Below are 23,090 nucleotides of genomic sequence, written 5' to 3' on the forward strand. Positions count from 1 at the left end.
GTCCTTGGGTGGCGACGTCGGGGCGTCAGAACTTGCGCAGATAGCGCAGCGACACGAGGTGGTTGCGCCCGGGTGCCGTCTCGAAGTAGCGCTGGTTGGCCTCGGCCACGATCACGCTGCCGGCGTAGCGGCGATCGGCCAGGTTGTCGACACGCGCCAGCAGTTCGACCTTGGCCTCGCTGCCGATGTCCCAGGCGTGCAGATAACGCAGGTTCGCGATGCCCCAGCCGGCCGCGAAGCCGCCGCCCGGTGTGCCGGGGGCGTCCTGATTCGCATCGTTCAAGGCGGTGCGGCCCTGGGCGCGCACCTCCAGGCCCCATTCGCCGCCCGGCCAGGTCTTCCAGGCGATCTCGGCAAACAGGCTGGCGGGCTGGGTGCCGGCGATCTGGTTGCCGTCGATGGGGGCGCTGCGGTAGCTCGCGTCCAGCACGGTCAGCGCGAGTTGGCCGCGCAGCGTCGGGCTGTGACGCCAGCGCTGCGACAGCTCGAGCCCCTGCCGCAGCGTCCGGCCGACGTTCTTGAAGGTGCCGCGGCCGTTGACATTGGCGTTGACGCCGATCTCGTTGTCGGTGCTGATGCGGAACACCGCCGCGTCGATCGCGTAGTCGGGCGTCGGCCGCCACTTGGCGCCGAGTTCGATCTGGCGGCTGGTCTGGGCCTGCAGGGTGTCGTTGAAGCCGGTGGCGCCGTCCGGGCGATAGGCGACTTCGCCCAGCGTGGGCGATTCGTAGCCGCGCGAGGCGCTGGCGTGCAGCGTCAGCGTCGGGGCCGCCTGCCAGCGCAGGCCGAGCACCGGGTTGGTGTAGCGGAAGCTCAGCGAGCCGCTGTCGTCCGGGTTGGTCGGGTTCGTCGGCGGATTGACGTAATGGTCGGTGTTCGACAGCTCGACCTGACCGGTGCGGACGCCGGCGATCAGCTGCCACTGCTCGGCCAGCGGCTGTTCGAGCTGGGCGTAGGCCTCGCGGGTGGTGGCGCGGTTGGTCTCGTCGCGGCGCAGGTCGCCGACCACGCCCAGATCGGTGGCGCTTCTGTAGTTCTCGTAGCCCTTGCGGGCGTCGCGCAGGCGCTCGACGTTGACGCCGGTGACCAGATCGGCCTCGCCTAGACGCCAGCTCAGACGTCCGTCGACGCCGGCGTAGTCGCGGTCGAAGTCGATCACGCCGCCGGCACTGTTCGGGTTAGGCGGGGTGGTACTGCCTGGGTCAGCGGTGATCAGCTGGTTCGCGCGCGGCGTCGACAGCATCTGGAACACCGAACGCCGACCCAGGTAGCCGCTGACCTGGGTCGACTGCAAGGCGCTGTCGCCGCCCAGCTGGTGCTGCCAGCTCAGGCCGGCCTGGGTCTGGTCGATGGTCTTGCGGGTCCTGAAGTTGGTCGCCGCGAGAGCCGTCTGGTCGGGGTTCTGGCTGAACAGAGCGCGGTTCAGGCCGAGCGGGTCGTTGGCGCGCTGGTGCTGGTCGCTGATCGCGAGCGTGACGTGGTCGTCCTCGCCGACCCAGGCCAGGCGGATGTTGGCCAGCCGGCGGTCGGCATCGCTGTTCGGGCGAAAGCCGTCGATGTCGAAATTGCTGAAGTTGGCGGCGATCGAAAAACCGCCGTCGAACGGCGACTCGACCGACACCCGCTGCTGGCGCAGGCCGAAGCTGCCGGCGTCGATGCCGACCTGGAAGTTGCGCTCGCGCACCGGCTTCGAATAGGCCGCGATCACGCCGCCCGAGCTGTTGCCGTACAGCGCCGAAAACGGCCCGCGCAGCACCTCGACGCGATCCGCGCCGGCGAGGTCGAAATGCGCCACCTGGCCTTGGCCGTCGGGCATGGTGGCGGGGATGCCGTCGGCGTACAGCCGCATGCCGCGCACGCCGAAACCGGCGCGGGCGCCGAAGCCGCGCGAGCTGATCTGCAGGTCCTGCGCGTAGTTGTTGCGGTTGGCCACCACCAGGCCGGGCACCGAGGCCAGCGCCTCCGACAGGTTGACCATCGGCCCGGCGCTGCGCAGCGCCTCGGCGCCGACCGCGTTGATGGCGTAGGGCGCGTCGACCAGCTTCTGCTCGCGGGTGCTGCCGGTGATGATCACCGGCTCGAGGCCGGCGCCGACTTGCGCCGATGCCGGCGCAGCAAGGGCGGCGAGCGCGCACAGGCAGGCCGCTGCCAGCGCCGAAGGACGCGAGGTGAAACAGGAGGTCGAAGCTGCAGTCATTGCGCGCGGTGCATGTTGGGTGGTTCGGCGGGCAGCGCCGTGCGGCGCCCGTCAGGTGTCCGATCTTGGGACGCCGAGGCCGCGCTCGCCAGTCGGAAGAAACCCGCCTGAAAGCGACATGACGCAGCCGGAACGGCACCGATTGCGCCAGGACGGGACAGTTGTCGCCCGACAGCGTGCCCGTGATGAAAAAACCGGCGCGCCTGGACTGCTGGCGGTTCCGCCCGCGTGCAGGCCTCAGGCGCCGAGGATCCAGCCTTCGAGCGGATCGACGGCCGCGGGCCAGCCGTAACCCGGCCGATCGGCCGCCCAGGCGGCCTGGATCAGGCACAGCACGGCGTCGAGCGCGTCGCCGCTGGCGTCGTCGAGCAAGGCCCGGCGCTGGTCGGCGTTGATGATCAGCCGCAGTGCCAGGCGGCTGCGGCCGGCCTCGATCGCGTCGACGATCTCGGCGCGGGCGGCCTGGCGATCGGGCGTCTGGCGGGCCGGATCGTCGCTCTTGTAGGAGCGCCGGCCGATCAGCTCGCGCGCCAGCAGGCCGGGGTAGGCCTCGAGCGCGATCCGTTGCGGATCGCCGGCGTGCAGGCCGGGCAGCTCGCAGCCGGCGGCCAGCAGCGCGGCGATGCCGGCGTGCAGCATGTAGGCCACCGGCGGATTGACCCATTTCATCGACGGCGACGAGCCCGCCGGCCGGTCGCAGGCGCGGTGGGCGAACTTGCCGCCAGCCGGGCGTGCGGCGCAGAAGGCCGCGAAGGTGTCGCGGATCTGTGCGCGGCTGAGCCGGGTGTAGTGCTGCATCAGCGCCGGCCAGTCGCGCGGCCAGCCGAGGGTCTCGACCAGTTCGCGCGGCAGGCCGAACGGCAGGTCGAAGCCGCCCAGCCACGGACCCGGCTCGGCCAGGATCGCGGCGAAGGCGCTTTCGTCGTTGCAGTGGCGCAGGCCGAGCAGGTGCAGTTCGCCGCCTTGCCGGTGCCCCTCGGCCACCACGATCGGCTTGCGGCGGGTCGGGCGGCTGCTGAAGTCGACGCCGCGCAGCAGCCGGCTGGACGGCTGGAGGTCGGCGCTGTGCGCGTTCATGCGCTGGGCGGCGGCACGTCCTGATGCGCCTCGACCAGCGTGCGCAGCATCTCCAGGAACCGCTCGCGGTCGGCCGCCGGCAGCGGCGCCACGATCTGCTGCTGCGCGGCCTGCACGGCCGGCAGCACGGCCTGCAGCAGCTGTTCGCCGTCGGGCGTGAGCGTGAGCAGGCGCACGCGCCGGTCGTGCGGTGCGTGGTTGCGCTGGATCAGGCCGCGGCGCTCGAGGCGGTCGATCACGCCGCCGATGGTCGAGGTGTCGAAACCGATGGTGGCCGCCAGCGTGCGCTGGTCGAGGCCGGGCTGTTCGTGGGTGGCGACCAGCGCGGCGAACTGCACCGGCGTGATGCCGAACTCGCTGGTCTGCGCCATGAACAGCGCCACGGCCGCCTGTTGCAGCCGGCGCAGGTGGTACCCCGGCTGGGCCGGCAGGAAGGGGTGCGGAACCGGTTCGGTCATCGTCGACAAGTGCGCGGGCGGCGGCTCAGCCGGCGCGGCCGACGATCGAGGCGGTGGCGATCAGCTCCTCGAGCATCGCCATCGAGGCCCGGCCGGACACGCAGAAGGGGTCGAGCAGCGGCTTCTCGCTGTACTTGAGCACCACCGACGGGTTGACACGCAGCAGGTTGACCTGGCCCATCGTCCAGCCGGAGAAACGGCGTTCGGCGATTTCCTCGAAGTGCAGCAGCGTGACCTGGTGGTGGCGCGGATCGGCGGCAATCTGGTTGTACAGGCGGTTGACGACCTCGCGCCCGCCCTCGAGCACCTGCATGAAGACGTCGCCGCCATGACACAGGATGCCGGTGATGCCCAGCGCCGGGTTCTTGGCGCGCGACTGCACCAGGATGGCGTCGATGAGCGCGTGATCGACCGCATCGGTGCGGCTCGCGTAAAGCAGACGTACAAGCATGGCGGGCTCCGGCTTCAGGTCTTCTTGTGTTGCAGCAGCGACAGGAATTCGCGGCGCAGGTTGGGGTCCTTCAGGAAGGAGCCGCGCATCACGCTGTTGATCATCTTCGAGTCCATGTCCTTGACGCCGCGCCAGCTCATGCAGAAGTGGTCGGCCTCCATCACCACCGCCAGGCCGTCGGGCTGCATCTTGTCCTGCAGCAGGTCGGCCACCTGGGTGACGGCTTCTTCCTGGATCTGCGGGCGGCTCATGATCCACTCGGCCAGCCGGGCGTACTTCGACAGGCCGATCAGGTTGGAGTGCTCGTTGGGCATCACGCCGATCCACAGCTTGCCGACGATCGGGCACAGGTGGTGCGAGCAGGCGCTGCGCACGGTCACCGGGCCGACGATCATCAGCTCGTTGAGGCGCTCGACGTTGGGGAACTCGGTCACCGGCGGCTGTTCGACGTAGCGGCCGCGGAAGACCTCCTTCAAGTACATCTTGGCGACGCGGCGGGCGGTGTCCTGGGTGTTGTGATCGCTCTCGGTGTCGATCACCAGGCTCGACAGCACCGCCGACATCTTGCCCGAGACCTCGTCGAGCAGGGCCTCGAGTTCACCCGGGCGGATGAACTCGGCGATGTTGTCGTTGGCGTGGAAACGTTGCCGGGCGGCCTTGATCCGTTCGCGGATGCGCACCGACACCGGCACGCCGGAGTCGTCCGTCTCTTGTACGGCGAGACCGCGTTCAGCGGCCAGGATGGGGAGCGAATGATGCGTCGTCATGGTCGTCACGGGTCGCACGGGCGACGCGGTGGCAGGGTTTGCTGAGCGGGCGGCCATGCTAGCAGCGGGGGCAATTCCGCTGTGCGGCGAGGTTGCCCGTGCGGCGGTCGGTGGCTCACGGTGCGGGCCACCGACCGCCAGACGCGGCGCCGCTGCGCGCGCGCCCTGGTGCTGTGGTCGCGACGCCAACCGGCCGCCCGGCCCGGGCCATGCAAAGCGACCGGACGTTGATTTTTCCGCGTGCCGCCCCCCTGCATACGCGGGGGGCGCGGCGGCTGTTCCGACGGCGGGGCGTCAGACTCCCAGGGCCAGATGCATGACGCTTGTTCCGCATCAATCGCAGGCACTCTCAAGAAGTGTTAGCCGGAGAAACCATGAAATCACGCCCGATGTCCCACCCTCAGTCGCCTCGCGAATCGCAACCGTTTCAGGGCGCGCGTCGGCGCGCCGGTGCGCCGGCCCACCGGGTCGCTTCGGCGGCGGAGGTCTGAACATGGCGCATGACCCCGCGGCACAACGCCGCCGAGCGGTCGTCGGAGCCTTGTCCGGCGTGCTCGACGAAGCCTCGCTGATGCAGGCGCTCTGGCTGGCCCAGGAGTCCCTGCGTGGCGAGCAGGTCTCGGACATCATCCGCTACATCGACGCGGTGGCCAGCCGCAACATGATCGATGCGGCCACCTGCCGGCGCCTCTACAACGAGCTCTACAAGCTGATGCGCGAGTCCGAGGATCGCCTGCCGCTCGACCCCTGGCCGGCGATGCAGGCCACCCGCGCACCGGCGCCTGCACCGGCCTATGCCCCCGCTTTTGCCCCGGCCTACGCACCGCGGGCGATGCCGGCCCCGCCGCCGGCTCAATGGCAGCCGCCGCCGATGGCCGCCCCGGCGCCGTACTACCCGGCCGCGCAGGTGCCGCCCGGCTATCCGGGCGCGGCGATGCCTCCTCCCGGGTACGCCCCGCCGGGCTATCCCGCGCCCGTCCCGATGTACGCCGAAGTGCCGGCTGCGCCGGCGGTGGCTGCACCGGTCGCACCGCCGGCGCCTGCGCCGATCGCCATCGAGCCGCCGGTGATCTTCGGCGCGGTGATGCGCGAGGTCGTGCGCGAGGTCTTCAGCTACCACCGCGAGGCGCTCGAGGAAGTGCAGCGCGACGCGCTGCGCTCGCTCGGTCGCTCGCGCGCCACGCCGGCCTTGCAGCAGCGCTTTCGCGAAGCCCTGGGCCGTGCCCGTCAGGACGACTGGCAGCTGCAAGGCAGCCACGGCGATCTGGCCGAGCTGTCGCGGGTGATGTTCGTCGCCCTGACCGAGGCCTTCGGCCGCGTCGGCGCCGACCAGATCCTGCAGCGCGCGCTCACGAAGGCCGAGGAACTGCCCGAAGCCCGCCAGTTCTCGCCCAAGCGCCTGCTTGCGGCGATGTGATCACCTGAACACCCGGCATCGACGCACCCGCGGCCGTGGCTGCCGCAGGGGCGCGCCGTGCCGGTTCCTGAAAACCTCGGGCCCGAGCCAAGCCTGATCCACAAACACAAAGGAGACCGAGCATGAGCGGTTTCGCAGACACCACCCAGGACGATTCCAGCAGCCCGATGACCTCCGAGGAGCGCAAGCTCATCTTCGCGTCGTCGTTGGGTACCGTGTTCGAGTGGTACGACTTCTACCTCTACGGTTCGCTGGCGGCCATCATCGCCAAGCAGTTCTTCGCCGGCCTGGACCCGACCTCGGCGTTCATCTTCGCGCTGCTGGCGTTTGCGGCCGGCTTCATCGTGCGGCCGTTCGGTGCCCTGTTCTTCGGCCGGCTCGGCGACATGATCGGGCGCAAGTACACCTTCCTGGTGACGATCCTGATCATGGGCGCGTCGACCTTCATCGTCGGCGTCCTGCCCAGCTACGCGTCGATCGGCGTCGCCGCTCCGGTGATCCTGATCATCCTGCGGCTGCTGCAGGGCCTGGCGCTCGGTGGCGAGTACGGTGGCGCGGCCACCTACGTGGCCGAACACTCGCCGCAAGGCAAGCGCGGCGCCTACACCGCCTGGATCCAGACCACGGCGACGCTCGGGCTGTTCATGTCGCTGATCGTCATCCTGACCATGCGCACGGTGGTGGGCGAGGCGGCGTTCGAGGACTGGGGCTGGCGCGTGCCGTTCGTGCTGTCGATCGTGCTGCTGGGCATCTCGGTGTGGATCCGCCTGTCGATGCAGGAGTCGCCCGCGTTCCTGAAGATGCAGGCCGAGGGCAAGATCTCCAAGGCGCCGCTGTCCGAGTGCTTCGGCGAGTGGAAGAACCTGCGCATCATCGTGCTGGCCCTGTTCGGCGTGGTGGCCGGGCAGGCGGTGGTCTGGTACACGGGCCAGTTCTACGCGCTGTTCTTCCTGACCAGCGTGCTCAAGGTCGAGCCGTCCACGGCCAACGTGCTGGTGGCGATCGCGCTGCTGATCGGCACGCCGTTCTTCGTCATCTTCGGCACCGTCTCCGATCGCATCGGCCGCAAGCCGATCATCATGGCCGGCCTGCTGCTGGCGGTCGTCACCTACTTCCCGCTCTTCAAGGCGCTGACGCAGGCGGCCAATCCGGATCTGGCACGGGCCCAGGCCTCGGCGCAGATCGTCGTCAAGGCGGACCCGGCGACCTGCTCGTTCCAGGGCAGTCCGATCGCCCGCGAGATCGACTTCACGTCGGCCTGCGATCTGGCCAAGCGTGCGCTGGCGCAAAGCTCGGCCAGCTACAGCAACGAAGCGCTGCCGGCCGGCGGCGAGACCGTGATCCTGATCGCCGACAAGCCCGTCGCCGTGCCCACCGGCCAGCTGGTGGCCGAAGGCAACCGCTTCACGCCCGAGAGCGCGCAGTCGATCTCCGCCTTCCGCAAGGAGCTGGCGGCGGCGATGACGGCGGCCGGATATCCCGACCGCGCCGACCCCGCCAAGATCAACAAGCTGGAGATCGTGCTGATCCTGCTGGTGCTGGTGATCTACGTGACGATGGTCTACGGCCCGATCGCGGCGATGCTGGTGGAGATGTTCCCGACCCGCATCCGCTACACCTCGATGAGCCTGCCGTACCACGTCGGCAACGGCTGGTTCGGCGGCCTGATGCCGACCATCGCGTTCGCGATGGTGGCGCAGAACGGCAACATCTATCACGGCCTCTGGTACCCGATCGCGATCGCGGGCATCACCTTCGTGATCGGCATGGTGTTCGTGCGCGAGACCAAGGACGTCGACATCTACGCCAAGTTCCTGTACTGGCACCCGAACCGTCTGCGCAAGTGACGTGAACTGATCGATCCAGGGGGCGCTCGCCAGCAGCGCCTCGAACGCCAGCGCGGGCCTGTCCACCACCCGCGCGCGGCGGCCGCCGCCGATCGGGCAGCGCTTCATGCGCTGCTATCCTCATATTCGACTCGCCGATTCGGCCATTTCCGGCATCTGGAGGACTCGCAACGATGTCGACTTTCCGTCTTTTCCTGATCACCGCCTGCAGCGTGCTGGCGCTTGCGCTGTTCCTGCTGGCCGGCGACAAGCTGTTGACGTTCCTGAACGTCGATCTGGTGGCGACGATGCTGCGCGCCAACCCGCTGGCGCGCCCGCTCGAGGCCAACGAGGCCGCAGCCATCGCAGAGGCGCGCCGCCTCGGGGCCGCCGGCGCACTGGTGCTGGCCTTCGCGATGGTGATCGGCTTCTACCACCTGATGCAGCGCGGTGATCCGCTGCGCGACGGCCAGCATCGGCTCGCGCAGTCGCTGCACGAGCAGGAACTGGTGCTGGTCTCGCACTACCGCGACCTGGGCGCGCAGCTCGCCCGCAGCCGCGACACCCTGGCATCGGACATGGGCGACATGGGCACCTCGACGCAGCACATGCGGGGCGCCCTCGAATTGCGTTTCGCGAGCGTCGAATCGTCGCTCAAGCGCATGGACGACACGCTGACGTCGCGCCTCGAGGGGCTGGCCGCGCAGGTCAGCCACACGCTGCAATCGTCGGACAGCAAGTGGATGTCGGATCAGGCGCAGGCCTCGCAGCACATCAACGAGCGTCTTCAGGCCATCGACCGGCAGATCGAACACCGCCTCGACGGCATCGAGAGCCAGTTGCGCAGTGGCGGCGAGGCGCTCGATGCGCGGTTCGAGGCGCTCGGCCGGTCGTTCCAGCTGCAGCGCATCGACACCTCGGCCGACGAGCTCGACCAGCAGGTGCTGGCGGTCCAGGCGCGCCTGGATCTGCTCGACGAGCGGCTCGAGTCGGTCGGTGCGCAGTGGCGCAGCGGCTCGGAGCAGATCGGACAGCAGCTCGGCAACATCGACATGCGCCTGGCCGAACTGCCGATGGAGGGCGCCTCGGATGCCGCCTTCTTCGATCAGGCGCAGATGCTCCAGGCCAATTTCGAGCAGCTCAGCCGCCGTGTCGAGAGCCTGGATGCCTGGTTGCGCAGCAGCGGCGAGCGGGTGGGCTCGCAGCTGACCGACCTGAGCCAGCGCATGGCGCAGGTGCAGTCGGTCAACAACTCGAACTTCGGCGACTTCAACACCCAGCCGGCGCAGCTCACCGGCACGCATGGCGGCAACAACGCCGCGGCGATCGCGTCGGCCAATGCCAACGGCGCCATGCAGACCATGCTCCTGAACCTGGCCCACCTGCAGGTGGACCTGCGGGCCGAGCGCAGCGCGCTGCGCAAGCGCCTGCGTGACCTGCCGCCGCCGCCGCAGGGCTGAGCGACGGGTTTGCGCCGAAGCGGCGCGCCGTCAGGCCGCCTGAACCGGCACCGGCGTGAAGCCGGCGTCGCGGATGGCCGCCTCGATCTGAGCGGCGTCGCTGCGGCCGGCCTGCACCTGAACCAGGTGGCGGGGCAGGTCGATCTGGACCTGCGCCTGGGCGTCGAGCGCCTGCACGGCCTTCGTGATGCTGGCGACGCAGTGGCCGCAACTCATGTCCTGGACTTCAAAGGCAATCATCTGCGCTCCTCGTGGGTGGGCTTGAATCGGGCAGGCTCAGCCTGCATCTCGAATATCAGTATCGCCGGATATCTGATGTGTCGTCGGCTGTGCGGCTTGCGGCAGGTCAAGTTCGGCTCGCCGGCCTTTGTGGCAGGCTGGATCTTCGGCGTCGCGCCGATTCGGAGCAAAGATGAATGCAAACATCGCCACCCGGGCGGTAGACCCCCAGGCCATCGAACTGCAGGTGCTGGGCATGACATGCGCTTCGTGCGTGTCGCGGGTCGAGAAGACCTTGCGTGCGGTGGCCGGCGTGCGCCAGGCCAGCGTCAACCTCGCCACCGAAACGGCCACCGTCTCGGGCGACCCCGGCCTCGACACGCAGGCGCTGGCCGCTGCGGTCCGAAAGGCCGGCTACGACGTCGGCACGCGCAGCTTCAAGCTGCAGATCGAGGGCATGACCTGCGCGTCGTGCTCCGGCCGGGTCGAGAAGGCCTTGCGCAAGGTGCCGGGCGTGACGTCGGCGGTGGTCAATCTGGCCACCGAGCAGGCCAGCGTCGAGGGTTTGTCGGGCCTGTCGGCCGCGGTGCTGAAGGCTGCGGTCGAGCGCGCCGGTTATGCCGTGCGCGATGCCAGCGCGCTGGCCGAGCCGGCCGCGGCATCGCGCCTGCCGGCGTGGTGGCCGGTGGCGGCGGGTGCGGCGTTGACGCTGCCGCTGGTCGCGCCGATGCTGCTGGCGCTGTTGGGCATCGACGCCATGCTGCCCGGCTGGCTGCAATTGCTGCTGGCCACGCCGGTGCAGTTCTGGCTGGGTGCGCGCTTCTACAAGGCCGGCGCCAAGGCGCTGCTGGCGCGCAGCGGCAACATGGACCTGCTGGTGGCGCTGGGCACGTCGGCGGCCTACGGGCTGTCGGTCTATCTGCTGCTGCGCCACGCCGATCACGGCATGCCGCACCTGTATTTCGAGGCCTCGGCGGCGGTCATCACGCTGGTGCTGCTCGGCAAGTGGCTCGAAACCCGCGCCAAGCGCCAGACCACCGACGCGATCCGCTCGCTGCAGGCGCTGCGGCCGGTGACGGCGCGGGTGCTGCGCGCGGGCGTCGAGATCGAGACGCCGATCGACCAGGTGGTGGTCGGCGACGCGGTGCGGGTGCGCCCCGGCGAGCGCGTGCCGGTCGACGCCGAGGTGATCGACGGCAGCAGCCAACTCGACGAGTCGCTGATCACCGGCGAGAGCCTGCCGGTGGCCAAGGGCATCGGCGAGCGCGTCACCGGCGGCTCGATCAACGGCGAGGGCGCGCTGACCGTGCGCACGCTGGCGGTGGGCGCAGAGACCACGCTGGCACGCATCATCCGGCTGGTCGAATCGGCGCAGGCCGGCAAGGCGCCGATCCAGCGGCTGGTCGATCAGGTCAGCGCGGTGTTCGTGCCGGTGGTGCTGGGGATCGCGCTGCTGACGTGGGTGGGCTGGGTGCTGGCCACGGGCGACTGGGAGGGCGCGCTGGTCAATGCGGTGGCGGTGCTGGTGATCGCCTGCCCGTGCGCGCTGGGGCTGGCGACGCCGACCGCCATCATGGTCGGCACCGGCGCGGCGGCGCGCCACGGCATCCTGATCAAGGACGCCCAGGCGCTCGAACTCGCGCACGCCGTGCAGGTGGTCGCCTTCGACAAGACCGGCACGCTGACCGAAGGCCGGCCGACGCTGGTCGACGCGCTGCCCGCCGGTGATCTGGGCCGCGCCGGCCTGCTGCGGCTGGCCGCCGGCATGCAGCGCGCGAGCGAACACCCGCTCGCCCGTGCGGTGACGCAAGCCGCCGAGGCCGAGCGGGTCGAGCCGGCCGACGTCAGCGACGTCAAGGCCTTGCCCGGCCGCGGCCTGCAGGCGCGCCTGGGTGAAGACACCTTGCTGCTCGGCAGCAGCCGTCTGCTGGCCGAACAGGGCCTGCAGCCCGGCGCACTGGCCGACGCGGCGATCCATCTCGAAGCTCAGGGTCGTACGCTCTCATGGTTGATCCGCAGCGTCGCGGGACAGCCTGAACTGCTCGGCCTGCTGGCGTTTGGCGACGTCGTCAAACCCGCGGCCCAGGCGGCGGTGTCGCGGCTGCGCCAGCTCGGCGTGACCTGCGTGATGCTGACCGGCGACAACCTCGGCAGCGCGCAGGCGGTGGGTCAGCAGCTCGGTATCGACGAGGTGCGCGCCCAGGTGCTGCCGGCCGACAAGGCGAAGGCGGTCGAGGCGCTCAAGGTCGGCGGACGGCGCGTCGCGATGGTGGGCGACGGCATCAATGACGCCCCGGCGTTGGCGGCCGCCGACGTCGGCATCGCGATGGCCACCGGCACCGACGTGGCGATGGAGACCGCCGGCATCACGCTGATGCGCGGCGACCCGCGGCTGGTTTCCGATGCGATCGACATCTCGCGGCGCACCTGGCGCAAGATCCGCCAGAACCTGTTCTGGGCCTTCGCGTACAACGTGGTCGGCATCCCGCTGGCGGCGATGGGCCTGCTCAACCCGGTGATCGCCGGTGCGGCGATGGCCTTGAGCAGCGTCAGCGTGGTCGGCAACGCGCTGCTGCTGCGACGCTGGCGCCCGGCGCGGCGCGCCTGATCGGTCAGCTGACGATGTAGGCTGCCGAGCCGGTGGCGATCAGCGTGCCGCTGTCGTTGACCAGCCGCATCTGCACGGTGGCGACCCGCCCGCCCAGGCGGATCACCTCGGCACTGGCGATGAAGTGCTGGCCCAGGCCGGGTCGCAGGTAATCGACACGCAGGTCGATCGTGCCGATGCGGGCAAAGCGGTGCATCACCTGGTCGGCGGACTCGTCGCAGTGTTTTTCGGCGATCGCCAGCACCACCGCGTTGCCGCCGGTGGCGTCGAGCGTGGCCGAGATCACGCCGCCGTGCAGCCGGCCGTAGAGGTAGTGGCCGACCAGATCCGGGCGCATCGAAAAGCGCATCCGGAAGTCGTCCGGCTTGAACTGCTCGACCTTCAGGCCGAGTACCTCGTTGAAGCAGATGCGGCGCTCGAACAGCTCGGTCAGCGTGGCCTCCAGGCGGGTTTGTTCTTCTGCGCTGCGGCGTACCAGAGGGGCGTGGGTCATGGCCAGTGTGATTGCGATGGAAACAGGATGTTAGGGCGATGGCACCGATTCGGCTGCGCTATCGTTCCGGCATGAATCGAGCGCCCGAACCTTCAGCCGCCACCGTGCACCGGCTCGACCGCCTCGATGCGCTGCGTGGCGTGGCGATGCTGTGGATGACGGTCTTCCACGCCGTCTTCGATCTCAACCACTTCGGCCTGATCGGGCGCCAGAACTTCTACATCGACCCGTTCTGGACCGTGCAGCGGCTGTGCATCGTCTCGCTCTTCCTGCTGTGCGCCGGCTGCGCACAGGCGGTGGCACACACGCAGGATGTCACCTGGCCGCGCTTCTGGCGGCGCTGGTCGCGGGTGGCGGGCTGCGCCGCGCTGGTCAGCCTGTCGTCGTGGTGGATGTTCCCGAACAGCTGGATCAGCTTCGGCGTGCTGCACGCGCTGGCGTTGATGGTGCTGATGGCGCGCGGTCTCGCCGGCCGGCCGGCCTGGCTGCTGTGGGCGCTGGCGCTGCTGTGCCTGGCCTTGCCGCAGCTCTGGAGCCACGCGTGGTTCGACAGCCGATGGACCAACTGGATCGGCCTGGTCACGCACAAGCCGCGCACCGAGGACTACGTGCCGCTGCTGCCGTGGTTCGGCGTGCTGTGCATCGGGCTGGCCGGCGGGCGCTGGCTGCTGGCGCAGCGGCCTGGCTGGTTGCGCGGTGATCTGCCGGCGGTTCTGCGGCCGGTGGCGGTGCTGGGGCGCTGGTCGCTGAGTTACTACATGCTGCACCAGCCGGTGCTGATCGGCCTGTGCATGGCGTGGCTGATGTGGCGGTGAGCGGGTCTCCACACGGCAAAACGGGCGCCGAAGCGCCCGTTTTCCGTTCCGCTCAAGCGGGTGTCACTGGCCGGTGAACTTGTAGTCGGTCTTGGCCTTGGACCGCAGTTCTTCGCGGTACTTGCCCATCTTCTGCTGCGCCAGGCGTTGCTCGAGCTGCGCCTTGACTTCTTCCAGCGGCGGGAACTGCGCTTCACGCACGTCGTCGAGCAGGATGATGTGGTAGCCGAACTGGCTCTTCACCGCGGTCTCGGTGTACTTGCCCTTTTCGAGCTTGACCATCGCCTGCGAGAACTCGGGCACGTAGTTGGCCGGCGCGGCCCAGTCGAGGTCGCCGCCGTTCTGGGCCGAGCCCGGATCCTTCGACGCCTTCTTGGCCAGCTCGTCGAACTTGGCGCCGCCCTTGAGCTCGGCGATCAGCGCCTTGGCTTCGTCTTCCTTCTCGACCAGGATGTGCTTGGCGTGGTATTCCTTCTCGCCCGCGCCCGACTTGACCTTGTCGTACTCGGCCTTGATCTCGGCGTCGGTGACCGGGTTCTTCTTCTGGTACTCGTTGAACAGCTCGCGGATCAGCAGGCTCTGGCGCGCGATCTCCATCTGGGTGCGGTACTCGCTGTTCTTCTGCAGGCCGCGCTTTTCGGCTTCCTGCACGAAGATCTCGCGCAGCACCAGCTCGTCCTTGACCTGGCGCTCCAGCTCGGCGGTGCGCGGCTGGTTCCCCTGCTTGGTGACCTGCGTCATGAACGAATCGAAACGCGCGGTCGGCACGCCCTTGCCATTGACGATGGCGATGTTCTGAGCCTGGGCGATCGTGGGCAGCAGGGCCACGGTCAGCGCTGCGGCAGAGGCGGCGCGCACGACGGTGCGCAGGGCAAACGATGACTTCTTCATGGAGGAGGAAACCTTTAAGGGGGAATGAAAACCGTCGGCGGCAAGGCCGGATTGAAGGTCGCTCGACTGGCTCGGTCGGGGTGGTGGACCTGGCCGGTCGTGCGTGCCTTGACGCCTTGAATTCAGCGAGGTCAGCCGGGCGTGGAATCGGTGGTGGCGTCTTGCGCCGCCTCCGCCACGATGGCCAGGGCATGTATGCCTCTGGGCATCAAAAAAGCCAAAGAATCATACACGAGGCGGTGTCGCGCGACCCTCGACTTGCCGGAGAAGCAGACCGCCCGGATCGTCACCCGGAAGTGGCTTCCGGACGACGCGCCGGCATGCCCGGCGTGCTGGTGGCTCTCGTCGTCGACGCGCAGTTCCTGCGGGTCGAACGCGGCGCGCAGGGTGGCTTCGATCTCGGCGGCGTCGACCCAGTCGGGGTTGCGCGCGCTCATGATTCGTCCGCCTTGATGCCGTCGACCTTCATGTGCCGGTGCATGTACAGGCCCTGCGCCAGCATGAAGACGAACATCAGCCCCATGCCGCCGAAGGCCTTGAAGGTGGCCCAGGTGCTGGTGCTGAAGTTGTAGGCGACCCAGATGTTGAGCACGCCCATGCCGGCGAAGAACGCCGCCCAGGCCAGGTTCAGCTTCTTCCAGGCAAAGGCAGGCAGTTCGATCTGGCCGCCCAGCATGGCGCGCAGCAGATCCTTGCCGGCCACGATGGGTGCGAGCAGGAATGCCGCCGACATCACCCAGTACAGCACGCTCGGTTTCCACTTGATGAAGGTCTCGCTGTGGAACCAGATCGTGGCGCCGCCCATCACCGTGACGAGCCCGAGGCTCACCCACAGCATGGTGTCGACCTTCTGGCCGCGCAGTTTCAGGTACAGCACCTGCGCCAGCGTGGCCAGGATCACCACCACCGTGGCCAGCAGCACCGGCGCTTCGGCCGCGCCGACCACGCCGCCGGAGACGAGCGCGCCGAGGTGTTCGGTGGCAAAGGCGGCGGCCTCTTCGGCGCGTCCTTCGGCGACCTTGAAGGTCAGGAAGAACAGGATGATCGGGAGGAAATCGAGAAACAGCTTCATGCCAGGCGGTGCTTGTGCAGAGGGGACGGATTATCAGGGCGCGCGTCTGCCGGGGCAGCTGCGCCGGCTCAATGCGAACACCCGATTCGGGTGCTTGTGCTCAGCCGCGCGGGGTGAAGTCGATCGCGGCCGAGTTGATGCAGAAACGCTCGCCGGTGGGCGCCGGGCCGTCGTCGAACACGTGGCCGAGGTGGGCGCCGCATTGCTGGCAGCGCACCTCGACCCGCACCATGCCGTGGCTGCGGTCGGTGATGCGCTCGACGCGGCCGGCCTCGACCGCCTCGCTGAAGCTCGGCCAGCCGCAGCCGGCGTCGAACTTGGTGCCGGCGTCGAACAGCAGGGCGTCGCAGCACACGCAGCGGTAGCTGCCGTCGGCCCAGTGGTTCCAGTACTTGCCGGTGAAGGCACGCTCGGTGGCGGCGTGGCGGGTGACGGCGTACTGGTCGGGTTCGAGCCTGGCGCGCCATTCGGCGTCCGACTTCTCGACGGCGTAGGCGCCGGCCTGGGGGGTATCGTGCGCTTTCATGATGAGCAGGAAATCTCCAGGGTCTGTGCCCAGTCGGGCGGAAGGGCAGCGTAGGCGGCGTGTTCGGGTTGCTCGTCGAACGGCCGCTCCAGCACCCGGGCCAGGCGCTGCACCTCGCTGTCGTCGCCTGCTTGCGAGCGCCGGATCGCCAGCTCGGCCAGGTGGTTGCGCAGCACGTAACGCGGGTTGACGTGGTTCATGCGCGCGCGCCGTTCGGCGTCGACGCTGCCTTCGGCCTGCAGACGACTGCGGTAGCGCGCGGCCCAGGCGTCGAAGGCCGGGCGGTTCAGGAACAGATCGCGCACCGGCCCCGTGCCACCGTCGTCGGCGCTGCTGAAATCCGCCAGCTGGCGCCAGCACAGCGTGTAGTCGACCTGGGTGGCCGACATCAGGCCGAGCAGGTCGTCGAGCAGCGCGCGGTCTTCGTCGCGCCGGCTCTGCAGGCCGAGCTTGGCGCCCATCAGTGCGTCCATCTGATGCGGGAACAGCTCGCGATACGGTTCGAGCGCGGCGCCGAGGATCTCGCTGATCTCTTCGTCGCTGCCCTCGACCAGCGGCACCAGCGCCTGCGCCAGCGCGTGCAGGTTCCAGTACGCCACCTGCGGCTGGCGCGCGTAGGCGTAGCGGCCCTGGTGGTCGGAGTGGTTGCAGATGTGGCCGGGATCGAAGCCGTCGAGGAAACCGAACGGCCCGTAGTCGATCGTCAGGCCGAGGATCGACATGTTGTCGGTGTTCATCACCCCGTGGCAGAAACCCACCGCCTGCCACTGCGCCATCAGCTCGGCGGTGCGCCGGCTGACGCTTTCGAGCAGCGCGGCGGCGGGGTGGGGCGCGTCGCGGCACTCGGGGTAGTGGTGTTCGAGCACGAAGTCGAACAGCTGGCGCAGCGCCGCCGGCTGGCCGTGGTGGCAGAAGTGTTCGAAGTGGCCGAAGCGGATGAAGCTCGGCGCCGTGCGCGTCACCACCGAGGTCGTCTCCGGCCCCTCGCGCCGCACCTGCAGCGGCGAGGCCGTGATCGCCAGCGCCCGCGTGGTCGGGATGCCGAGCCCGGCCATCGCCTCCGAACACAGGAACTCGCGGATCGACGAACGCAGCACCGCGCGGCCGTCGCCCATGCGCGAGTACGGCGTCAGCCCGCTGCCCTTGAGCTGGATCTCGCGCGGGCCGCTCGGGGTGTCGATCTCGCCGAGCAGCAGCGCTCGGCCGTCGCCGAGCTGGCCGGCCCAGCTGCCGAACTGGTGGCCGCTGTAGACGGTGGCCATCGGCGTCGATCCCGGCCAGCTCGGGCCGGCGCTGTGGGCGGCGAGCGCCTGCGGGTGCAGCCACCAGTCGCCGGCCCAGCCGAGCTCGGCCGCGGCGCCCTCGCTGACCGCCACCCAGCGCGCATCGGGCAGTGCCAGGCCACCCTGGCGCCGGCCGAAGGCGGGGCCCAGTTCGGCATAACGGTTGATCCAGCGCAGCTGGGCGGGGTCGAAACCGGTCGGGGGCGGCAGGGGCAGGGCACTCATGAGCGGCAGTTTAGCCAGCGCCCCCCGTAGCGCCTGGGCTGGGGTCTTGCGCCCGGCTAGGGTTAGCCTGGGCCAAGGCGCGGGCGCTGCTTTCTATAGTGGCCCGATCCACATCGAGAGGATCGCCATGAGCCCGTTGACCGCCCGTTCGTCCGGCCCGATGCCGGGCCGCATGATGCAGATGCCGCTGCTGATCTCGAGCCTGCTGGTGCACGCCGCCCGCCATGCGGCCGACACCGAGATCGTCTCCAAGCGGGTCGAGGGCGATCTGCACCGCAGCACCTGGCGCGACGCCGAGCGGCGCAGCCGCCAGGTGGCGCAGGTGCTCGACGCGCTCGGCTGCGAGCCCGGCGACCGCATCGGCACGCTGGCCTGGAACGGCTACCGCCACCTCGAGATCTACTACGGCTGCTCGGGCTCGCAGCGCGTCTGCCACACCATCAACCCGCGGCTGTTCCCCGACCAGATCGCCTGGATCGTCAACGACGCTGCCGACCGCGTGTTGTGTTTCGACCTGACCTTTTTGCCGCTGGTCGAGAAGCTCGCGCCAGCGCTCGAATCGGTGCGCCACTTCGTGCTGATGACCGACCGCGCGCACATGCCGGCCAGCACCTCGATCGAGTCGCTCAAGTGCTACGAGGACCTGGTCGAGGCGCAGAACGGCGCCTACGCCTGGCCCAGCTTCGACGAAAACACCGCGTCGAGCCTCTGCTACACCTCGGGCACCACCGGTCACCCGAAGGGCGCCGTCTACAGCCACCGCTCGACCGTGCTGCACGCCTACGGCGCGGCGCTGCCCGATGCCATGGGCTGCTCGTCGGCCGACGTCATCCTGCCGGTGGTGCCGATGTTCCACGTCAACGCCTGGGGCCTGCCCTATGCCGCCGCGCTGGTCGGCGCCAAGCTGGTGTTGCCGGGGCCGCACCTCGACGGCAAGTCGCTGCACGAGCTGTTCGAGGGCGAACAGGTCACCTTCAGCGCCGGCGTGCCGACGGTCTGGCTCGGCCTGATCAATCACATGAAGGCGAACGGCCTCAAGTTCAGCAGCTTCAAGCGCACGGTGATCGGCGGCTCGGCCTGCCCGCCGGCCATGATGCGCACGCTCGAACAGGATTTCGGCGTCGAGGTGATCCACGCCTGGGGCATGACCGAGATGTCGCCGCTGGGCACGCTGTCCAAGCTCAAGGCCAAGCACCAGGCGCTCGACCCGCAGGCCCGCCACCACCTGCTCGAAAAACAGGGCCGCGTCATCTACGGCGTCGACATGGCCATCGTCGGCGACGACGGCCGGGCGCTGCCCTGGGACGGCAAGGCCAGCGGCGACCTGCTGGTGCGCGGCCCGTGGGTCATCAGCAGCTACTTCGGCCGCGACGACAGCCCACTGCGCCGACTCGACGGCCAGGACTGGTTCCCGACCGGCGACGTCGCCACCATCGACGCCGACGGCTTCATGCAGATCACCGACCGCAGCAAGGACGTCATCAAATCAGGCGGCGAGTGGATCAGCTCGATCGAACTCGAGAACATCGCGATGGCCCACCCCGGCGTCTACGAAGCCGCCGTGATCGCCTGCAAGCACCCGAAGTGGGACGAGCGCCCGCTGCTGGTGGTGGTGCGCAAACCCGGCGTCGACCTCAGCCGCGAGGAGATGCTCGCTTTCTACGAGGGCCGCATCGCCAAGTGGCAGGCGCCGGATGATGTGGTGTTTGTCGACGAACTGCCGCATACCGCTACGGGCAAGCTGTTGAAGATCAGGCTGCGGGAGATGTTCAAGGGGCATGTGCTGCCGGGGGGCTGAGCGGCGAGGTGTCGATCTGCGACGCGCGAATGTGCATGCAACAACGGTTCAGGTCGTATGGACATGACCTGAATGCGGGAGCACAGCGTGGTCATGCACAGGCACATGGCCGCAGTGCGCCCCTGCAGTGCATCGTTGCGCCTGCAGATCGATCCGCTGTGCATGCAATATGAAACGACTTGCCCGAACTTCGCGTCATTGCGCCTGCACATTGAGGCGATGTGCCTGCACGTCATGGTGATGTGCCCCTACATGCTGGTCTTGTGTATGCACGTCGACGCGAATGTGCCCCCGCACGCCGGTCTTGTTCGCAAGCGCCACGCCTGTTGCCTCGCATGGCACCGCCGTGTTACCCAAACGGCCAAGGCTGTTGCCTGCATGCACCCTGTGTTGCATGCGCAAGGCGGGCGATTTGCAGGCACATGGCGGCGATGTTTCCCGAGTCGCAGGACTGTGTGACTGATGTCCGGGGCTGTTCCAGTTTCTTGAGCGCTGTTCTGCGAGCAGTCTGTCTTGCGCGCACATCCCCCTGCGTCGTGCTTGACGGCACGCCATGGACTGGGGGATATTGAGTTGACGGAGTCAAGCGGCAACACGTCCGAGAAATTTCGTCCGCCCATTTCAGTTCACACACCGCAACCATGCGAGCGGTCATGAGGAAAAAATGGATGCACTGCCATTGCAGGTCAGAATTAGGCCAACGCGCCGTCGCGTTGGTGGTTGGTCCATTTAACGTTGGGCGTCAAGCAAGTAATGCCTAGCCTTCTCTTTCGCATGCTTACGTCAGTTGTACGGGGGGTACGGTCATTCGGCTCTTATGAATCAACAAAGAATCAAGTTGACACCGAGGAGATCGCTAGGGAGGCGGAGTCTTTGCAGTCAGAACGGGAAGTGAAAGCTGCTGAATGGCGCGAGGAGTGCTTTCAGGCCTCCATCCGGCGTCAAATTGATCTCCAAAACCGCAAAGAAGCAGAAGAGCGTCGACTATCTGAATTGGCATTAATTCAGCAAGCAGCAAATGCGGCGACAGAGAATAGTCCTGATTCCGGTGATATATTTTATCGGTCTGCACGCTGGCGATCACTTCGTTATGAAGCCTTCCGTCGTTACGGTCGCAGGTGCTCGCTTTGCGGCAGAACACCAAATGACAATGGAGTTGTTCTTCATGTAGATCATATTAAGCCTCGCTCAAGGAATCCAGAATTGCAGTGGGAAATTGATAACCTACAGATTTTGTGCGAAGACTGCAATCTTGGAAAAGGCGCCAAAGACAGTACAAGGTGGCGCTAGTGTGCTTCACGTATCTGCAAATTACTCGGAAGGTGTATATCATGAACGATTTAATCATGCATAGTCCACTCCATAACTGGAAAAAGGGAGAATTCCCTGTTAGTCCATTTGTCGCCATTGCCGTTGGCGCCCACACCGAATCTGACGGCAAAATCCTCCTAAGTCCCAACCTTATGACAGATTTGGAAGTCGACTATGAAGTGAATCGTCTCATCAAGAATCTGGAAAAGTTTCGTTCTTCAGCAAAGAAGGAACTGAAGTCGCTACAGTCGAAAATGCTCGAAAAATGATGTCCAACCCCGTCATCGAGCGGATATGCCCCGGCGAGCCGGGTCATGTCGCTCATAGCAAACTACAAGGGCTTCCCCATCTGTCAAGCAATAACGAGCCTTGAGTTATCGCGCAGCGATGACTCAATGGATACAGGGAGAAAGCAGATGCCAACCGCCGCGACTGATGGCGATGCGTTTGAAGGTTCGAGCCAAGGTGCGGACTGGACAAACTACAACCGGTCATTGGTGCAGCGCGGGTGCCGTGTCGGCGCCGTGGTTGCAGACCCTGATGAAAGACGCACGCGGGGGACCCATTCGTTAGGCGTCGACAAGCGATTTCTCGACCGTGCAGTCGCTACCTCATTTCACACGAAAGAACCATGCACCCTGCAGCCAAGTTCTATGCGCTAGTGACGACGGCGACCGTCGCGGTCATGTTCTTCCTCATGACATGGGTCGTTCCGATCATCCAGGCTTTGCCTATGTTCCCCGCTGCAGTAGCCAGCCTTGCAGGGGTCCTCGGCTCGGTCGGCATTTACCGCTTGGTAAGCCAGGGCGCGGAAACTGCCATACATCACATCAACTGGTTGCGCAGGTGGATCTTCGGAGGTACTTACCTTCACGGGACTTGGGCTGGCTTCTTTATTGGCCGCGCCGGCGACAAGCGCTACACGGTCGAGCACTTCGACCAGGACCTCGATGGCATTGTCATTAATGGGCAGTCGCGCACCGATACGCTGCAACCCCACGCCGATTGGACGAGCGTGTCTGTTTCGGTCGATAGCAGAACCGGCAGACTGATCTTCTCCTACACAATGACAATACTCTCTCGACAAGGAACTCTTGTTGGAATCAATTCCTCGCAACTTGAACGTGCATCACATAGAAATGCCGCGACCACTGTCACAGGACATGCGCAGGAACTCGGTGATCAGGTCAGAGTTCAGGTCACGGGAGTGAAGGTTTCTGACACACTTCTTCCATGGGACGACGCGTTCAAGCGTGCGCAGGAAAGGTTTCCGTGAGAGATCGACCCATCAATTCGACGCCTCAACCTACTCGAAGCGACGCTAACCGTTCTACAGGGACTTCCCCGCGCGTCAACTCAAATGGTTGATCATTTCTTCACTGTCATTTCCCTAGTCGACGGATTTTCTTCTTCGAATCACTGAAGGCACACGTTCGTGAAGACAACCTTCCAGCATCCTTCATGATTCCTCTTGCACCATGACCATCACCATTCGCCCTGAGGCACCGTCAGACGAAGACTCGATCGAGCAAGTCACACGGCGAGCCTTTCTCACTCATCCTTACAGCCATCAAACCGAGCAGTTCATCATCCGTGCCCTGCGGGCCGATCATGCACTTTCAGTTTCGCTCGTTGCCGAAGATGCCGGTCGCATCGTTGGACATGTTGCGATCTCTCCGGTCTCTGTTGATGACGGTTCGGGTGGCTGGTATGGTCTTGGCCCCATTTCGGTAGAGCCCAATTTGCAGCGCCGTGGTATTGGGCGATCCCTGATGGAGAAGGGCCTTGCGGAACTTCGAAAGTTCGGAGCAAATGGCTGTGTTCTCGTCGGCGATCCGGCGTTCTACAGTCGGTTCGGGTTTGCGAACGATCCTGCGCTTGTGCTTGAGGGCATCCCGAAAGAGTTTTTCCTCTCGCTTTCGTTTGGCACCTCTTCGGCTCACGGCAATGTTCAATTCCATTCGGCATTTCGAGCCGAAGGTTCTCAGGATGCCTCCTCCGTGTAACTGATCCGGAACGGGTTCTTGAAGCCGAACGATCGGTTGCGACGATCGCCACGAATGACATTCATTTGGTTGATGAAAATCTTGTCGATGGGCACTTGCCGTTCCAGCAACTCCAGCATGGGATACCGTCCGCAAACTGGCTGCGCGTGAGTGCGATCAGAGGGCACGTGTTGCGGGGGCTCTGAGCTGA

General features: G+C 67.0%; 23 protein-coding genes. 10 read left to right on the forward strand and 13 right to left on the reverse strand.

Translation table 11 applies throughout. The features are described from left to right. Positions 1-25: 25 nt before the first annotated feature. From LCHO_RS09140 to folE, 5 genes are all read right to left on the reverse strand, one after another. Positions 26-2,197, reverse strand: coding sequence for a TonB-dependent receptor family protein (locus tag LCHO_RS09140; RefSeq protein ID WP_012346854.1), 2,172 nt, complete (start codon positions 2,195-2,197; stop codon positions 26-28). Between the two features lie 237 nt (positions 2,198-2,434). After that, the gene (locus LCHO_RS09145) at positions 2,435-3,274 is read right to left on the reverse strand and encodes a DUF429 domain-containing protein (RefSeq protein WP_012346855.1); all 840 of its coding nucleotides are present in this window, start codon (positions 3,272-3,274) and stop codon (positions 2,435-2,437) included. Then, complete coding sequence (locus LCHO_RS09150) at positions 3,271-3,732, reverse strand: MarR family winged helix-turn-helix transcriptional regulator (protein ID WP_012346856.1); 462 nt, start codon at positions 3,730-3,732, stop codon at positions 3,271-3,273. Before LCHO_RS09150 ends, LCHO_RS09145 begins: the two co-directional genes overlap by 4 nt. Before the next feature lie 25 nt (positions 3,733-3,757). Beyond that, a complete protein-coding gene (locus LCHO_RS09155; protein ID WP_012346857.1) occupies positions 3,758-4,183 on the reverse strand; it encodes a BLUF domain-containing protein in 426 nt (141 codons plus the stop codon). A gap of 14 nt (positions 4,184-4,197) precedes the next feature. Beyond that, the gene (gene folE, locus LCHO_RS09160) at positions 4,198-4,950 is read right to left on the reverse strand and encodes a GTP cyclohydrolase I (RefSeq protein WP_012346858.1); all 753 of its coding nucleotides are present in this window, start codon (positions 4,948-4,950) and stop codon (positions 4,198-4,200) included. 493 nt (positions 4,951-5,443) lie between these two features. Here folE and LCHO_RS23140 point away from each other — a divergent pair, with 493 nt between their 5' ends. From LCHO_RS23140 to LCHO_RS09175, 3 genes are all read left to right on the forward strand, one after another. Beyond that, complete coding sequence (locus LCHO_RS23140; RefSeq protein WP_012346859.1) at positions 5,444-6,367, forward strand: hypothetical protein; 924 nt, start codon at positions 5,444-5,446, stop codon at positions 6,365-6,367. A 122-nt stretch (positions 6,368-6,489) separates the two neighbouring features. Then, complete coding sequence (locus tag LCHO_RS09170; protein ID WP_012346860.1) at positions 6,490-8,214, forward strand: MFS transporter; 1,725 nt, start codon at positions 6,490-6,492, stop codon at positions 8,212-8,214. Positions 8,215-8,387: 173 nt separating this feature from the next. After that, entirely contained in the window at positions 8,388-9,653 is a 1,266-nt protein-coding gene (locus LCHO_RS09175) for a coiled-coil domain-containing protein (RefSeq protein ID WP_012346861.1), read from the forward strand. A 30-nt stretch (positions 9,654-9,683) separates the two neighbouring features. Here the strand turns inward: LCHO_RS09175 and LCHO_RS09180 are convergent, their stop codons facing one another. Beyond that, positions 9,684-9,893, reverse strand: a complete 210-nt coding sequence (locus LCHO_RS09180) for a heavy-metal-associated domain-containing protein (RefSeq protein WP_012346862.1) — start codon at positions 9,891-9,893, stop codon at positions 9,684-9,686. A gap of 172 nt (positions 9,894-10,065) precedes the next feature. Between LCHO_RS09180 and LCHO_RS09185 the strand changes: the two genes are divergently transcribed. Continuing rightward, complete coding sequence (locus LCHO_RS09185; RefSeq protein ID WP_012346863.1) at positions 10,066-12,480, forward strand: heavy metal translocating P-type ATPase; 2,415 nt, start codon at positions 10,066-10,068, stop codon at positions 12,478-12,480. A gap of 4 nt (positions 12,481-12,484) precedes the next feature. On the opposite strand, the gene LCHO_RS09190 is transcribed toward LCHO_RS09185, so the two are convergent. After that, entirely contained in the window at positions 12,485-12,973 is a 489-nt protein-coding gene (locus tag LCHO_RS09190; protein ID WP_012346864.1) for a thioesterase family protein, read from the reverse strand. A gap of 71 nt (positions 12,974-13,044) precedes the next feature. Between LCHO_RS09190 and LCHO_RS09195 the strand changes: the two genes are divergently transcribed. Continuing rightward, positions 13,045-13,788, forward strand: coding sequence for an acetyltransferase domain-containing protein (locus tag LCHO_RS09195; RefSeq protein WP_043705059.1), 744 nt, complete (start codon positions 13,045-13,047; stop codon positions 13,786-13,788). A gap of 63 nt (positions 13,789-13,851) precedes the next feature. Here the strand turns inward: LCHO_RS09195 and LCHO_RS09200 are convergent, their stop codons facing one another. The 5 genes from LCHO_RS09200 to LCHO_RS09220 form a co-directional block, all read right to left on the reverse strand. Then, positions 13,852-14,679: a peptidylprolyl isomerase gene (locus LCHO_RS09200; protein ID WP_012346866.1), complete on the reverse strand. Its 828-nt coding sequence runs from the start codon at positions 14,677-14,679 to the stop codon at positions 13,852-13,854. A gap of 131 nt (positions 14,680-14,810) precedes the next feature. Next, the gene (locus LCHO_RS09205) at positions 14,811-15,116 is read right to left on the reverse strand and encodes a BolA family protein (RefSeq protein ID WP_012346867.1); all 306 of its coding nucleotides are present in this window, start codon (positions 15,114-15,116) and stop codon (positions 14,811-14,813) included. Beyond that, the gene (locus tag LCHO_RS09210) at positions 15,113-15,751 is read right to left on the reverse strand and encodes a septation protein A (RefSeq protein ID WP_012346868.1); all 639 of its coding nucleotides are present in this window, start codon (positions 15,749-15,751) and stop codon (positions 15,113-15,115) included. Before LCHO_RS09210 ends, LCHO_RS09205 begins: the two co-directional genes overlap by 4 nt. Before the next feature lie 100 nt (positions 15,752-15,851). After that, a complete protein-coding gene (msrB, locus tag LCHO_RS09215) occupies positions 15,852-16,277 on the reverse strand; it encodes a peptide-methionine (R)-S-oxide reductase MsrB (protein ID WP_012346869.1) in 426 nt (141 codons plus the stop codon). Further along, positions 16,274-17,785: a protein adenylyltransferase SelO gene (locus LCHO_RS09220; RefSeq protein WP_012346870.1), complete on the reverse strand. Its 1,512-nt coding sequence runs from the start codon at positions 17,783-17,785 to the stop codon at positions 16,274-16,276. Before LCHO_RS09220 ends, msrB begins: the two co-directional genes overlap by 4 nt. A gap of 127 nt (positions 17,786-17,912) precedes the next feature. On the opposite strand from LCHO_RS09220, the gene LCHO_RS09225 reads away from it, so the two are divergent. The 5 genes from LCHO_RS09225 to LCHO_RS22735 all read left to right on the forward strand — a co-directional run bounded on the left by LCHO_RS09225 (position 17,913) and on the right by LCHO_RS22735 (position 22,900). Next, complete coding sequence (locus LCHO_RS09225; protein ID WP_012346871.1) at positions 17,913-19,583, forward strand: 3-(methylthio)propionyl-CoA ligase; 1,671 nt, start codon at positions 17,913-17,915, stop codon at positions 19,581-19,583. 891 nt (positions 19,584-20,474) lie between these two features. Next, complete coding sequence (locus LCHO_RS22730) at positions 20,475-20,873, forward strand: HNH endonuclease (protein ID WP_223210523.1); 399 nt, start codon at positions 20,475-20,477, stop codon at positions 20,871-20,873. A 41-nt stretch (positions 20,874-20,914) separates the two neighbouring features. Continuing rightward, complete coding sequence (locus LCHO_RS23365) at positions 20,915-21,163, forward strand: hypothetical protein (RefSeq protein WP_150105443.1); 249 nt, start codon at positions 20,915-20,917, stop codon at positions 21,161-21,163. 362 nt (positions 21,164-21,525) lie between these two features. After that, positions 21,526-22,170, forward strand: coding sequence for a hypothetical protein (locus tag LCHO_RS09235; protein ID WP_012346873.1), 645 nt, complete (start codon positions 21,526-21,528; stop codon positions 22,168-22,170). 202 nt (positions 22,171-22,372) lie between these two features. Beyond that, positions 22,373-22,900 (forward strand): GNAT family N-acetyltransferase, encoded by a 528-nt coding sequence (locus LCHO_RS22735; protein ID WP_012346874.1) that lies wholly within the window; start codon positions 22,373-22,375, stop codon positions 22,898-22,900. Here the strand turns inward: LCHO_RS22735 and LCHO_RS23695 are convergent. After that, a complete protein-coding gene (locus LCHO_RS23695) occupies positions 22,879-23,019 on the reverse strand; it encodes a hypothetical protein (RefSeq protein ID WP_190274846.1) in 141 nt (46 codons plus the stop codon). The genes LCHO_RS22735 and LCHO_RS23695 overlap by 22 nt on opposite strands. Positions 23,020-23,090: the final 71 nt, after the last annotated feature.

This window comes from Leptothrix cholodnii SP-6 (assembly GCF_000019785.1).
Taxonomy (GTDB): domain Bacteria; phylum Pseudomonadota; class Gammaproteobacteria; order Burkholderiales; family Burkholderiaceae_C; genus Sphaerotilus; species Sphaerotilus cholodnii.